We start from the raw sequence: 12,340 nt of genomic DNA, 5'->3' as shown, positions 1-12,340 counted from the left end.
CCGCATTGCCGGGAAAGGGAACTCGAACACTGTCCGGAACGCTTCATTCCCAGTGTGGCGGAATGGTGATGAAGCCTTGAAGTACCTCTGTATTGCTGCAGGTTGACAGCTCCCGCAGGGGGCTCCACGATGTGCGGACACCGAGACTCACGTGACCTATGAGTCCAGTGTTTCTCAGCTCTCTCACCCCGATGGGATCCGCATGTCCATAGCCAGACGTGTCACCGCGCGCCGCCTGCTGGGGACGGGTGCCGCGGCGCTCGTCCTCTGTGCCGCCTCCGCCACCAGCGCTTCCAGCGCCTGGGCGACCGGCACCCCCGGCGGCGACGGCTGGAAGTCCGGCGGCGCCTACAAGCCCGGCACAGGACCGGGCACGGAGACCGGAACCGACCGCTGCCAGTTCTCCCTCGACGGTACCGGCTTCTTCGACTCGGTCAAGGTCGACGACCAGACCCTCAAGCCCTCCGACGACGGCAAGGTCCACATCAAGGTCCGCACCGCCGGTGACGCCGGCACCTGCACCGCCTCCCTCGCCTCGTACCTCGCCCACGGCTCCACCTTCAACACCTCCGGCGAGCAGATCTTCGTCGACTTCGACACGGTGACCGTGAAGCCGGGGCAGACCGAGTCCCTCGACATCGCGGTGCCGGACGCCGGCTGCTTCGCGCAGGTCGACCTCTACCGGGGCGCGGTCACGTTCGACGGCAAGCTCGACGCGAAGGACGGCCTCGTCCACGGTGAGCTGCCCATCGGCCCGGACCGCCCGGTCATCAAGGACAAGCTGATCGCGGGCTGGAACGGCGGCACGAAGGACTGCGCGGTGACTCCGCCCGAGACGCCGTCCACCCCGACGCCGACCGCGTCGACTCCCGAGTCCACCGAGCCGTCGAAGCCGGCCGACGCGACCACACCGCCGGCGTCCGAGGGCCCGTCCGAAGCTCCGTCCGAGGCCCCGTCCGAGGCCCCGTCCGCGACCCCGTCCACCTCGGCGGAAGCCCCGACCCCGGGCGCCTCCGAGTCCACCACCGCCCCGGCCACCGTGCCGAACGGCGGCGGCGACGACCTCGCGGAGACCGGCGCCAGCAGCAGCACGGGCCCGCTCGCGATCGGCGCGGCGGTGCTCCTGGCGGGCGGCGCGGGCATGGTCGTGATGACGCGACGCCGGAAGGCCGCGCGCTCGTAGTCACGAAGGCCGCGCGCTCGTCGTCACGCGTTGCCGCCAGGCGGTTGCCGCCAGGCGGTTGCCGCCAGGCGGTTGCCAGGCAACTGTCGTCACGCGGTTGCCGTCGCGCGGTCGTCACGCGGTTGCCGTCAGACAGCCGTCGTCACGCGGGCGTCACCATCCGTCGGTGGTCGAGAGGGTCACTTCTCGACCACCGACGCGCGTGGTGGACGGGTCTCAGCCGTCCGCCGCGCAGTGCTTGAGCAGCGCGGCGACGTCCCCGTCCACCACCCGGTAGCGCACGATCCGCCCTTCCCTCTCACCCGCCACGACCCCGGCCGCCCGCAGCAGCCTGAGCGCCTGCGACACCGCCGGGTCGTTCATCCCCGTGGCGATCGCCAGGTCGGACACGGCCAGGGGCCCCGTGCGGTCCAGGGCCAGCAGCAGCGCCAGCCGCTTGGGATCAGCGAGCAGCGAGAAGCGGTCGGACCAGGCACGCACATGGCCGGGTTCACCGATCGCGGCGATCGCGTCGCACACCCGGTGCCCGTCAATGGTGCGGCGATCCGCTCGGTCGGCCGGAACGAGATGCATACCGCCATCCTTGCAGGCACGATTCTGTGATCTTCGATACCTGCGCAGATGCGCAGCTATGCAGGGAACCGCGAACGCCCCTACGGTGGACCCGCCGTGGTGCTCGGGAAGTCGGTGGGAAACCGACGCGGCCCTCGCCACTGTGATCGGGGAGTTCGAGCACCGCCGTCCCACCGGGGACAGCCACTGGCCGCCGTAAGGGGGCCGGGAAGGCAGGGGCGCGAACGCACGACCCGTAAGCCAGGAGACCGGCCACGGCATCTCACGAGGTGATCCACGAGGTGCTGGAGCGTGACCGAATGACCCTGCCCGACCATGCCCGGAAGTCCGGCCCCGCCCGGGCATCCGACCCCGCCTCGGCGTCCTTCAAGTGGCGCCGGGAGGACACCCTCAGGACCGCCGGCCTCATGGCGGTGATCGCCGCCCTGCACGTCGTCGCCTTCGGGATTCTCTTCCTCCTCGTCGCCCCCGGCCACTACGAGGTCGGCAACAAGGCCTTCGGTATCGGACTCGGCATCACCGCCTACACCCTCGGTATGCGGCACGCCTTCGACGCCGACCACATCGCCGCGATCGACAACACCACCCGCAAGCTGATGGCCGACGGCAAACGCCCGGTGTCGGTGGGGTTCTGGTTCGCGCTCGGCCACTCCAGTGTGGTGGTGCTCCTCGCCCTGCTGATCGCGGGCGGCACCCAGCTCGCCGGAAAGGTCATGAACGAGGACTCCGGCACCCACCAGGTGCTCGGTTTCCTCGGTACGACGATCTCCGGCACGTTCCTCTACCTCATCGCCGCCCTCAACCTGGTCGCCCTGGTGGGCATCCTGAAGGTGTTCCGGGCCATGCGGGCGGGGTCGTACGACGAGACGGAGCTGGAACAGCACCTGGACTCCCGCGGGTTCATGAACCGCATCCTCGGCCGTCTCACCAAGTCCATCAGCCGCCCCGGCCAGATGTACCCGCTGGGCTTCCTCTTCGGCCTGGGCTTCGACACGGCCACCGAGGTCACGCTGATGGTGATGGCGGGCTCGGGCGCGGCGGCCGGCCTGCCCTGGTACGCGATCCTCTGCCTGCCGCTCCTCTTCGCGGCCGGCATGAGCCTGTTCGACACCCTCGACGGCACGTTCATGAACTTCGCCTACCAGTGGGCGTTCTCCAACCCGGTCCGCAAGGTCTTCTACAACCTCACGATCACCGGTCTGTCCATCGCGGTGGCGTTCTTCATCGGCACCATCGAAATCGTCGGCGTCCTCCACGAGAAACTCGACCTCACCGACGCGCTCACCACCTGGATCGCCGACATCAACCTCGACAGCGTCGGCTACGTCATCGTCGGCCTGTTCGTGGTGGTGTGGGCGGCGGCCCTCGCGTACTGGCGGCTGGCGAAGGTGGAACAGCGATGGGCGGTGCGGGGAGCGGTGCAGGGGGCGGTACGGGGGGCCGACTCCGCCGGCTAGGACAGCAGAGCCGTCGGCATCACGCGGCCGTAGAGTTCGTCGAGGCCGATCAACAGGACACCACCTCGCCCGGCCTCGACGCGCAGGGCATCGCTGAAGCCGGCAGCGCTGAAGCAGGCCAGCCCGCACCGCGTCGTGTCCATCCCCCGCCCGGCAAGGACTTCCCTGGCCCGCTCAAGACGTTCCAGATGTCCGTAGGGGTACATCCCTAAGGACTGTACCCCTATGAGCCGACGACGGGGTCATCCGGCCAGGAAGCCCCCGATGGCGATACCGAGAGCCCATGAGCAGAGTCCGGAGTCGGCACTGCCGTTGCTCAGGGCGTTCGCGGAGCTCCTCCCTCGGGTCACGGCGCAGGGCGATGGATACGCCGACCCGGCGACGGACGGGGAACTCCTGCAGCGCGCCTACAGCGGACGTCTCACCCGCCTCGGGCTGACGGCCGATGACGTGGACTCCTGGCGTCCTCCCGCTCCAGGACGAGGCAGGCCCCGCAAGAGCGCCCAATAGGCCGGACCCAGACGCGACCTGGGCGCGACCTAGACGCCCTCCACCGCTGTCAGCCACAGCTTGACGTAGCGCTCCACGTCGACGCCCAACGCCACGTCCACCAGGGGCTGTTCGCGGACTCCCTCGTGGATCTCGGACTCGCCGGGGACGGGGCGGCGGTCGACGATCGTCTGGCCGCGGGCCGGGCCCGGGGCCAGGTTCACCTCGACCGGGAGGGGTTCGGTGGTGATGCCGTCCGGGTCGACGACCGCACAGACCGCGCCCGCGTCGCCGAGGCCGCCCGTGGGGGTGGGGTCGCCGGAGGTGGCCGGGTCGCGGTGGGCGAGGAGTGCGCCGGCCATCCGGAGACCGGGTTCCGCGCTGCTGCGCAGGCGTTGGACGTCGGCGGCCGGGACGAGGACCTGCTTGAAGACGTCGAGGCCGTACATGGTGATCGGCACCCCGGCCGTCAGAAGGATCGCCGCCGCCTCCGGATCGTGCCAGACGTTGAACTCCGCGACCGGGGTGGCGTTCCCGGTCGCCACCGCGCCGCCCATGAACACGATCCGCTCGATGCCCCGCACCACCTCGGGGTACGTGCGCAGGAGCAGGGCGATGTTGGTCAGAGGCGCGGTGGGGATGAGGGTGACCGGGCGCGGGGAGGCGAGGATCTCGCGGCGCAGCAGGGTCACCGCGTCCATGTCGACCGGTACCCGGGTCGGCGCGGGCAACCCCAGGTCGCCCATACCGTCCTGCCCGTGCACATGCCGGGCCGTGCGCACCGGCTCGATCAGCGGGCGTTCGGCACCCCGGGCGACCGGGATGTCACCGGCCCCTGCCTGCTCCAGCACGGTCAGGGTGTTGCGGACCACCCCGTCCACGTCGGTGTTCCCGGCCACGCAGGTCACCGCGCGCAGGTCGAGCGCCGGGTGCCGTACGGCGAACAGCAGGGCCAGGGCGTCGTCTACACCGGTGTCGCAGTCGATGATCACCGGGATGGGCTGACCAGTCACGGCGGGGTCCCCCTCTGCAACGAACTCCACAGGTTGTGGGACCGACCTTACGCAGGCGCCCGCAGTTCGGCGTCAGGCGGCGGCAGACTGCGAGCATCCCGTTCAATCAGCCCAATCAGCTCAATCAGCTCAATCAGCCGATCCGAGGGGCGAGGGCCAGGAGACCGTCGTTGATCTCGTCCTCGGTGAGGACGTCGGGCACGTGGAAGGCAAGAAAGGGTGACAGCCGGGCGGCCGTGCGGATCAGCCCGGCGAGGGCGAGGGAGCGGCTGTGCGGGGGCCAGGCGATGTGGGTGACGACGGGGGGTGCGTCGGTCAGGGGGACGGCGGTGTGCTCGGCCCACAGCCAGGAGCGGGCCGACTCGGGGAAGACGGCCATGGTGCGTCCGAGGGCGATCAACTGGGCCAGCTGAGTCTGGTCGTGAATTTCGGGGCCCGGGCCGGGCGCGTACGTGCCGTTGCGGGGCCAGCGGGCGTGCGGAAGGTCGGGGAGGTCGCTGATGTCGGCGAGGGACAGGGTCTTGTGCGTCATCCCCTGGTGACCCCGAATCTGTCGTGATCATGCCGTAAGCCCTGGCCGTGGGTACCGGTTCACACGCCGCGCGGCCCGCCGCCGCCCACGCCACCACGGACAAGGAGAACGTCACCACTGAGACTTGTGCAGGGCTGCGAGCGGGGTCAGAACCAGTGCAGGCAGTGCGGCGAGCGGTCGGCGCGGAAGAGCGCGTCAGCGAGGGTGGCCGCGCCTGGGCGGTGGGCCCGGATGTGTCCGGCACGCACGAGCGTGCTCGGAGCAGTGCCGCCGAGATAGATGGAGCCCAGGTCGCCGATGTCCAGGGACAGGTCGGGCTCCCGGTCCGTCGGGACGCAGTCGGCCTTGCTGTCCCGGACGGTCAGCAGGTAGCGGTCGTGTTCGCCGAGGAACGGGTCGTCGATGTCGAGAACGAGCTCGCCGTCCGTGAACCAGCCGCGCGCGGTCAGCGCACGCGGGACGTCCAGCAGCCGCACCCAGAGCCAGTCCATGTCGCCGCTCACCTCGCCGGCGCGGAAGTCCGCGAACTGCCAGCGCAGCGGGTGCTCGGGCGGGACGTGCTGGAACACGACCTGAGAGACCAGGTCGTGTCCGAGTACGAACCGGGCCAGGGCCGTGAAGACGGCGTCGTCGGTGGCGATGGTCTCGTCGACCGTCAGGGTGCCGGACTCGACCGAGTAGCTGGCGTACCCGTCCGGGACGCCGACGGCGTCCCGGTGGACAGCGACGTAGCGCGGGGCCGGTGAGATCGGGGGCTGCCCCGCGCGCAAGGCCCACCAGCGGTGCGGCCGGGACAGTGCGCCGGGCTGGGCGCGGCGATACCGGTCGTAGACCTCTTCCAGAATCTCGCCGCACTCGGCACGACGCAGCACCTCGACCGAGTCGTTGTCCGAGCCGGTCGCCGGCGCGTCGGCCACTCCGCGCGCCCGGGGAACGGCGAGGGCGGCCTCGTGGCACGGCACCGTCAGCCGCGCCGTGTAGGTCGCCGGTCCGTAGCCGAACCTGCCGTAGATCGTGGCCTCGGAGGCCAGCAGCACGGAAAGGAACTCCCCGCAGGCCCGCAGCTCGGTGAGCTGATGCCGCATCATCGCGCTGAGCACGCCCTGGCGCCGGTGCGAGGGCAGGACGCCGACGGCGGTCAGCCCGGCGGCCGGGACGAGGGTCTCACCGGGCAGGGTGAGCTCGAAGGAGTGCGTGGCGGCGGTGCCGACGGGCCGCCCGTCCGCCGTCAGGGCGAGCAGGCAGCGGTCCGGTTCGAGCGCCGACCACCAGAGCCCGCCGCCCTCGATCGGGGTTTCCGGGAAGCGCCCGAACGCGGCATGGACTGTGTCGACGAAGACGTCGAGATCCTTGTCGGTCGTGGGACGGATCTCCATTGTTGCCGCTGCCTCCTCGGGATACCGGCACCACGACTCATGATGTCTGGCCACAGTCCAGCGCCGACCCGTGGCCAGGGCAAGCGAATTACGGCCGGGCCCGCGGCCGCATCGTCGGCCGCCGCCCTGTGGTGGACGCCGTAGGTGATGAATGACCCTCCCCCGCCATGCCGAAGCCAGTCGATCCGCGAGATCGGCGCCGCGGTCAACGTGTCGGTCGGCGTAGGGGCGGCGGACGCCGTGGACCGGGGCGGCCCGGTCCGAGGAACGCGGCGGCTCCGTGAGTGTCGGGTCACCCGGACGGTCGTCCTCGCTGGTGAAGGAGCGGGGGCGGTGGTGCCGTAGGAGGGCGTACTCGATCTTGGATGTCGCCCAAGGAGGCACTCGCCGATGAATCCAGCCCCCGCCCGTGTCGTCGGTGCCTCCGCTCTCGCCCTGGGTGTCCTGGTCACCACGGCCGCCTGTTCCGCGCTCAGTACGCCGCCCACCGCCGAGAAGCCCGACTTCGCGCCCTCGACGTCCCCGCCGGCGACCGCCGCCTCCCCGGCCGGGCCGATCGCCCTCACAGCGGCGCAGGCTCAGGCCGCGCTGGTCACGGAGGCCGACCTGGGGGAGCCGTGGGCGCCGACGCAGGGCGTCGCGGTCTGGCACGACGGGCTGCTGAAGGCGACGACGGAGCTGCCCGACTGCCGGCGCCTGCTCGACGCCCTGTACGCCGAGGAACCGTTCGGCGCGAACGCCCGCCCCCAAGCCGTGATCGGCCTCGACGACATCCAGGACGAGTCCCAGCTGCGCTACCAGGTCGTCACCCAGAACCCGGCGGACGTGGACCGCACCCTGGCCTGGCTGCGGACCCTGCCGCAGAAGTGCGCGCAGTTCACGGCGACCACAGCCCAGGGCACTGTCCTCGATGGCCAGGTCACCGACGCGGCGCTGTCGGCGGTGGGGAACGCCCGGCAGGGCCTGCGGGTCACCCTGGCGGGCGCGACGCCGGACGACGAACCGGTCCTGCTCACCCTGGACGTCGCCGTCGTCCGTGTCGGCGACGACGCGATCGGCCTGACCCACGGCGGCCTCGGCGACGTGCCGTCGCCCGTCACGCAGATGGCCGTGGAACTGGGAGCGCAGCGCCTGGCACAGGTCCGCAAACAGGGCCGGGTGAAGGTCTGAGCAGGCCACGTCGTTCAAGCGAACTGCCCCGGGGGAGGCGGGTCACAAAGGAGGCTGGGCGGGCGCGGGCCCCAGGGTGGTGGTGCCGGGGGCCGTACGGTGTCCCAGCCCGGTCCGGTACGCGTCCAGCGCGGCCTCCACCCGGCCGGTACGGCGCAGCAGGTCCCCCAGCAGCCGGCACAGGTCGGCCAGGTCGCCGGCGGCGCCCGCGCGTTCCAGCAGGCTGAGCGCGCGGACGTAGTGCTCCTCGGCGGCCTCGGTGTCCCGGGCGTCGTCGGCGATGATGCCGAGAAGGCGGTGGGCGGCGGCGGAGTGCAGGGCGCCGCGTTCGGGGCTGAAGTCGCTGAGCACGTCGTGCAGCAGGGCGGCGGCCTCGTCGGACTTGCCGCGCCGGTGGAGCACGTCGGCGAGCTCGACGGCGGCCTGGCTGGAGTAGAGGGCGGCGCGGGTGGCGGAGAGCATGCTGAGGGCCTGCCTCAACTCGTCCTCGGCACGCTCCAGTTGGCCGTTCTGTGCGTACACGTAGCCGCGCATCCAGTGGCAGTTGGCGAGTTCGGTGCGCAGCTGCAGCTGCCGGTACAGCTCGGACGCCTTGGCCAGCGAGGCGTCGGCCTCGGCGACCCGGCCCTCGGCGATGAGCGTACGGGCGACGGAGCGGTGCATCCGGGCGACCAGGGCGGGGTCCCCGGCCTGTGGGGCGAGGGCGAGGGCGAACTCGGCAGCCTGGGCGGCGCGGGCGTGGGCGCCCATGTCCATGTACGGGCCGATGATGCTGGCGTAGAGGAGGAGCAGGGCGTCCGGGTCGTGCAGGCCGCCGCGGTTGAGCTCGTCGATCGTGGACTCCAGCAGATAGACGGAGTACCGGAGTTCACCCGCCAGGTAGTGGGAGACGGCACGACCGCGCAGCGCGGGGACACGGACCGGCAGCGGGACGTCGCCGAACGCCTCCTCCGCCCGCTCGAAAAACCGGCGCCCCTCCTCCAGCTCGCCGGTCTCCAGGGCGCATTCGCCCAGGCCCAGCAGGGCCGCCGCGCATACCTCCGTGAGGTCGAGCAGCTCCGCCTCGGCGAACAGGCGGGCGTACTGCTCGGTCGCGGCCTCCGCCTCTCCGGTGGCGAGGGTGCGATGGGCCTCGGTGAGCCTGAGACGCAGGTCGGTGACGAGGTGGGCCGGGCGACCGGTCGCCAGCTCGTCGAAGCCGACGTCGAGCCGGCCGGACAGGTGCCGCAGCGCGTCGTCGGAGGGGCGGACACGGCCGGCCTCCAGAGTCGAGATGTACGCCGCTGTGTAGGCGGGCTCCGCCAACTGTTTCTGGGTCAGCCCGCGTTCGACGCGCAGCTGCTGCACCCTGCGCCCGATCGTCACCGGGTCGTCGCGCTCCGACATCGCCCAACTCCCCTTGTGCCTCTTGCCGTTCGGCTCCGCAAGCCCCTAGGTTAAACGGCGTATTAAGCAAGCTTAATTAGTTTCCGAGTTTCCCTGAGATGTCGTTGCTGCGAGGTCGCCGTGCTTGAACGCCCCAGCACCACCGAGCGTTACACACGTGGCTTGGCCGCCGCCGTGATCGCCGTCGCCGGCCTGGTGCTGGCGGCGAACGTGGGTCCGGCGAGAGCGGAGGAGCCCACACCGGTCCAGGGACAGCACGGCACTCCGATCACGGAGGGCACCGCCGCTTCGGGTACCCGGGCGCCGTAGGCCGCCAGGGCACGGCGGGCACGGCGAGCGCGGCGGGCGAGGCGGGCGAGGCGGACACGGCGGGCGCGGCGGACACGGCGGGCGCGGCGGACACGGCGGGCGCTGCCTAACTCTGCGTCTGCAGCTGGCGCAGCTGCCGGTGCACGTTCTCCAGGGCGCCCTGCCGACGCCCGGGCACCCGGCCGCGCAACTCCGCGAGCGCGGTACCGAGTTCCCGTGCGGCCGTCGCGTCCCGGATCTGGCCCCACTGATGATGGGCCCGGTCGACGGCCGCCTCCACCGGGGGCGCGTCCGGCGCCTGCCCGGCGGTCAGCCGCGCCCCGGCCACCGCCAGCCACGTCCGGCAACTGCGCACCGGATCCCCCGCGAACATCGCCAGATCCGCCCGCACCTCGGCCCAGTGCAGCGCCTGCTCGGACCCGGCCCCGTGCGCCCGTACGGCTGCCTGCTCGTGCTCGGCGGCGAGAGCGTCGGCGTCGGGGTGCCGACCGTCATGGACGGCGGCGGTGATGTAGGCGTGAGGGTCGTCGAGGGCGGTGGCGGCGGTGATGTAGGCGTGAGGGTCTTCGGGGGCAGGGGCAGCGGTGATGTGGGCATGCGGGTCGTCGGGGGCGGCGAGCCTCACCGTACGCCGGACAGTGTCCGTGCCCTCTTCGTTTCGCGGGGGAGTGTGAGGAGGAGTGCCAGGGGGAGTCTGAGGACGAGGCAGTTCAGGCCGATACGGGGCTCTGGGGGCGGAGCCCCCGGGGACGCCCACCCCCGCCCCGGGCACCGTCAGACCCGGCACCGTCAGACCCGGCACCGTCAGCACAAGGTCCCCGTACGCCTCACTCCCCAGCCGCGCCAACGCCTGCTGATGCAGCTCCCCGAGGTCGGGCCGCTGCCCGCTGCGCAGTATGGTCGCGACCGTTTTCATGTACGCCGGCACGGCCACCGCCCGCCGAGAGGACGGCGGCGGCGCGATCCTGCCGTACACCGCGTGGCCGCGGCCCGAGTCCAACCGGTTGGCCCGCAGCCACGACCAGGTCTCGGCGTCCGCGTGCAGGTCGAGGAGCAGGGTCGTCGATCCGGGTGCGCGCAGCCGGAATTCCTCGCGGATCCAGTGCCAGGGGAAGGCGGTGTAGCGGACGGTGGACGGGGTGGTGCGGGCCAGTGCGAGGTGGGGCAGGTGCTGACGGCGGTCCAGCGCGAGTTGGCCGGTGATGAACACGGTCAGCGGGCCGGGAGCCGTCGCCGCGGCCCGCAGCCGGGTGAGGACGGCCTGCGGTTCCAGCGGGTCGGCGAGCTCGACGACGTTCGCCGTGTCGGTCCCCGACAACACCGCGGGCTCCACCGCCGCCAGGACGGGAAGCACGGACGCGGCGTCCACCAGACAGCCCTTGCCCACCGGTGAGGCGGCGAGCAGCAGCACGGTTCCGGGCATCGGTCCCTCCCCATCCCCCGTCGATCACGTACGTCAGCACCGTAACCGCTGCGGCTGCAAAGAAGGACCTCAGGTCTGCAAACATCCCTTTAGGGGGGATCTCGTCAGTCGACTTGCCAGCGCCTGTCCGCAGGTGTGCTCTGGAAGCGGGGCGGGGAGAGAGAGGAGTGCTCTGATGGCTCACGCGGCACCCACGTCCGGCGGAATGCGCGCAGCGCGAAGGAGGGCCCGGCAGGTCAGGCCGATCCGCACGCCCGACATCTTCGACGAGCGGGTCCACCGGATCGCCAGATACGCGATCCCGGTCGTTCTCGGGCTCGTCTACGGCTACTGGGCGGCGGCCAACCGGCGCGACGGCGGTCCCGTCACCGGCTGGAACGTCCTGTTCGGCTTCGTCACCGCGATCGCGTTCGTCGTGCTGTGCCTCGCCGTGGCGACGCTGGCCCCGTTGCTCGACCGGGAACTGCACTCGGGCGTGAAGTCCGCGTTCGCCGGCGCGGCCGTCGGCTTCCTCTACAGCCAGACCGGTGAGAGTGTGATCCGGTCCACCGCCGTTGGCCTGGTGGTCGCGGCGGGCATCTTCGGCGTGTTCTTCTACCGCTACTACACGCGGGAGGACGCGGAGGGCAACCGCATCCGCTGACCGCTGCCGCTGACCCCTTCCGCTGACCCCTTCCGCTGACCCCTTCCGCTGACCGAGTCCACGGATCGCGACACCTGGGCCCCGGGCGTTCACCGCCGGGGCTCGGCCTCATCCTTCCCCGAACAGGCGAACAGGCGAACACCCGTTCGGGCAAAGAGTGAACCCTCCACCGGAGAGCGGACTCCCCGTTCCGCCAAGGATCCAGGGGCCCAGGCCCAGGCCCAGGCCCAGCCCCCGGTCCGGTGCCCGTCCGGCACGCGCGGGTACGCCCTACCGCCCGTCCGGTACGCGCGGTACGCGCGGTACGCCCAAATGCAGTCCCCCCGCTCGCAGGCCCCGCACCCCCGGGCTTGCCTGGAAGGGTGTCCCCACGTCTCCGGAACGCCCTGTCGGCCGTGCTGATCGCCTCGGCCTGCCTCCTGGTGCCCTTCGGCGCGTTGGCGGCCTGGGCGGCGTACGGGCTCGCCGACACGAGCCGGTACGTGAGCACGATGGCACCGCTCGCCGAGGACCCGGCGGTGCGGGACGCGGTCGCGGACACGGTCGGCGCCGGGATCGTGCAGAAGCTCCCCCTGGACCGGACCCTGCATCCCTTCGTGTACGACGCGGTGCGCTCGTTCACCCGTACCGAGGCGTTCCGCACGGCCTGGGACGCGGGCAACCGGGCCGTCCACGACGCGGTGTTGCGGGCGGTGCGGGGCGGGGGGGGGGGGGGGGGGGGGGGGGGGGGGGGCGCGCCGGCCCGGACCCCCCCCCCCCCCCCCCCCCCCCCCCCCCAAACCACCC

General features: G+C 71.8%; 12 protein-coding genes, 2 pseudogenes and 1 riboswitch. Of the genes and pseudogenes, 7 read left to right on the top strand and 7 right to left on the bottom strand.

All coding sequences use genetic code 11. The features are described 5' to 3' along the window. The first annotated feature begins 202 nt into the window (after window positions 1–202). Window positions 203–1,183 carry an LAETG motif-containing sortase-dependent surface protein gene (locus M2271_RS30140; RefSeq protein WP_280890546.1) on the top strand — a complete coding sequence of 327 codons (981 nt, stop codon included), beginning with the start codon at window positions 203–205 and terminating at the stop codon, window positions 1,181–1,183. Window positions 1,184–1,399: 216 nt separating this feature from the next. Here the strand turns inward: M2271_RS30140 and M2271_RS30135 are convergent, their stop codons facing one another. Then, window positions 1,400–1,756, bottom strand: a complete 357-nt coding sequence (locus M2271_RS30135) for a metalloregulator ArsR/SmtB family transcription factor (protein WP_280890545.1) — start codon at window positions 1,754–1,756, stop codon at window positions 1,400–1,402. A gap of 80 nt (window positions 1,757–1,836) precedes the next feature. Continuing rightward, window positions 1,837–2,028: riboswitch (cobalamin riboswitch) on the top strand. A 27-nt stretch (window positions 2,029–2,055) separates the two neighbouring features. On the opposite strand from M2271_RS30135, the gene M2271_RS30130 reads away from it, so the two are divergent. Next, on the top strand, window positions 2,056–3,213 hold the full coding sequence (locus tag M2271_RS30130) for a HoxN/HupN/NixA family nickel/cobalt transporter (protein ID WP_280890544.1): 1,158 nt from the start codon (window positions 2,056–2,058) through the stop codon (window positions 3,211–3,213). Here the strand turns inward: M2271_RS30130 and M2271_RS30125 are convergent. After that, window positions 3,210–3,419 (bottom strand): hypothetical protein, encoded by a 210-nt coding sequence (locus M2271_RS30125; protein WP_280890542.1) that lies wholly within the window; start codon window positions 3,417–3,419, stop codon window positions 3,210–3,212. The two genes, M2271_RS30130 and M2271_RS30125, sit on opposite strands and share 4 nt — an antisense overlap. A gap of 58 nt (window positions 3,420–3,477) precedes the next feature. On the opposite strand from M2271_RS30125, the gene M2271_RS30120 reads away from it, so the two are divergent. After that, the gene (locus tag M2271_RS30120) at window positions 3,478–3,723 is read left to right on the top strand and encodes a hypothetical protein (RefSeq protein WP_280890541.1); all 246 of its coding nucleotides are present in this window, start codon (window positions 3,478–3,480) and stop codon (window positions 3,721–3,723) included. 29 nt (window positions 3,724–3,752) lie between these two features. Here the strand turns inward: M2271_RS30120 and M2271_RS30115 are convergent, their stop codons facing one another. From M2271_RS30115 to M2271_RS30105, 3 genes and pseudogenes are all read right to left on the bottom strand, one after another. Next, the gene (locus M2271_RS30115) at window positions 3,753–4,715 is read right to left on the bottom strand and encodes a nucleoside hydrolase (RefSeq protein ID WP_280890540.1); all 963 of its coding nucleotides are present in this window, start codon (window positions 4,713–4,715) and stop codon (window positions 3,753–3,755) included. Window positions 4,716–4,848: 133 nt separating this feature from the next. After that, window positions 4,849–5,238: pseudogene (locus tag M2271_RS30110) on the bottom strand (hypothetical protein); the annotation flags it as partial. 155 nt (window positions 5,239–5,393) lie between these two features. Next, window positions 5,394–6,623: a GNAT family N-acetyltransferase gene (locus M2271_RS30105; protein WP_280890539.1), complete on the bottom strand. Its 1,230-nt coding sequence runs from the start codon at window positions 6,621–6,623 to the stop codon at window positions 5,394–5,396. Between the two features lie 390 nt (window positions 6,624–7,013). On the opposite strand from M2271_RS30105, the gene M2271_RS30100 reads away from it, so the two are divergent. Beyond that, window positions 7,014–7,793, top strand: coding sequence for a hypothetical protein (locus M2271_RS30100; protein ID WP_280890538.1), 780 nt, complete (start codon window positions 7,014–7,016; stop codon window positions 7,791–7,793). Between the two features lie 42 nt (window positions 7,794–7,835). Here the strand turns inward: M2271_RS30100 and M2271_RS30095 are convergent, their stop codons facing one another. Then, a complete protein-coding gene (locus tag M2271_RS30095; protein WP_280890537.1) occupies window positions 7,836–9,179 on the bottom strand; it encodes a helix-turn-helix domain-containing protein in 1,344 nt (447 codons plus the stop codon). 120 nt (window positions 9,180–9,299) lie between these two features. On the opposite strand from M2271_RS30095, the gene M2271_RS30090 reads away from it, so the two are divergent. Next, entirely contained in the window at window positions 9,300–9,488 is a 189-nt protein-coding gene (locus tag M2271_RS30090; RefSeq protein ID WP_280890536.1) for a hypothetical protein, read from the top strand. A 106-nt stretch (window positions 9,489–9,594) separates the two neighbouring features. Here M2271_RS30090 and M2271_RS30085 read toward each other — a convergent pair whose 3' ends face one another. Then, complete coding sequence (locus M2271_RS30085; protein ID WP_280890534.1) at window positions 9,595–10,911, bottom strand: hypothetical protein; 1,317 nt, start codon at window positions 10,909–10,911, stop codon at window positions 9,595–9,597. 175 nt (window positions 10,912–11,086) lie between these two features. Between M2271_RS30085 and M2271_RS30080 the strand changes: the two genes are divergently transcribed. Both M2271_RS30080 and M2271_RS30075 read left to right on the top strand, forming a co-directional pair. Then, window positions 11,087–11,554: a hypothetical protein gene (locus M2271_RS30080; protein WP_280890533.1), complete on the top strand. Its 468-nt coding sequence runs from the start codon at window positions 11,087–11,089 to the stop codon at window positions 11,552–11,554. 362 nt (window positions 11,555–11,916) lie between these two features. Then, window positions 11,917–12,252 (top strand): annotated as a pseudogene (locus M2271_RS30075) (hypothetical protein); the annotation flags it as partial. Window positions 12,253–12,340 lie beyond the last annotated feature (88 nt).

This window comes from Streptomyces sp. LBL (genome assembly GCF_029893585.1).
Taxonomy (GTDB): domain Bacteria; phylum Actinomycetota; class Actinomycetes; order Streptomycetales; family Streptomycetaceae; genus Streptomyces.
Note: the sequence above shows the minus strand (reverse complement) of the source record. Positions and strands in the feature narration are given on the sequence as shown.

Bases quoted from the DNA above. Each gene is read 5' to 3' on its own strand.
- M2271_RS30135 (WP_280890545.1), bottom strand. From the start codon at position 1,756: ATGCATCTCGTTCCGGCCGACCGAGCGGATCGCCGCACCATTGACGGG.
- M2271_RS30105 (WP_280890539.1), bottom strand. From the start codon at position 6,623: ATGGAGATCCGTCCCACGACCGACAAGGATCTCGACGTCTTCGTCGAC.
- M2271_RS30085 (WP_280890534.1), bottom strand. From the start codon at position 10,911: ATGCCCGGAACCGTGCTGCTGCTCGCCGCCTCACCGGTGGGCAAGGGC.
- M2271_RS30130 (WP_280890544.1), top strand. From the start codon at position 2,056: ATGACCCTGCCCGACCATGCCCGGAAGTCCGGCCCCGCCCGGGCATCC.
- M2271_RS30140 (WP_280890546.1), top strand. From the start codon at position 203: ATGTCCATAGCCAGACGTGTCACCGCGCGCCGCCTGCTGGGGACGGGT.
- M2271_RS30080 (WP_280890533.1), top strand. From the start codon at position 11,087: ATGGCTCACGCGGCACCCACGTCCGGCGGAATGCGCGCAGCGCGAAGG.
- M2271_RS30125 (WP_280890542.1), bottom strand. From the start codon at position 3,419: ATGTACCCCTACGGACATCTGGAACGTCTTGAGCGGGCCAGGGAAGTC.
- M2271_RS30100 (WP_280890538.1), top strand. From the start codon at position 7,014: ATGAATCCAGCCCCCGCCCGTGTCGTCGGTGCCTCCGCTCTCGCCCTG.
- M2271_RS30095 (WP_280890537.1), bottom strand. From the start codon at position 9,179: ATGTCGGAGCGCGACGACCCGGTGACGATCGGGCGCAGGGTGCAGCAG.
- M2271_RS30120 (WP_280890541.1), top strand. From the start codon at position 3,478: ATGGCGATACCGAGAGCCCATGAGCAGAGTCCGGAGTCGGCACTGCCG.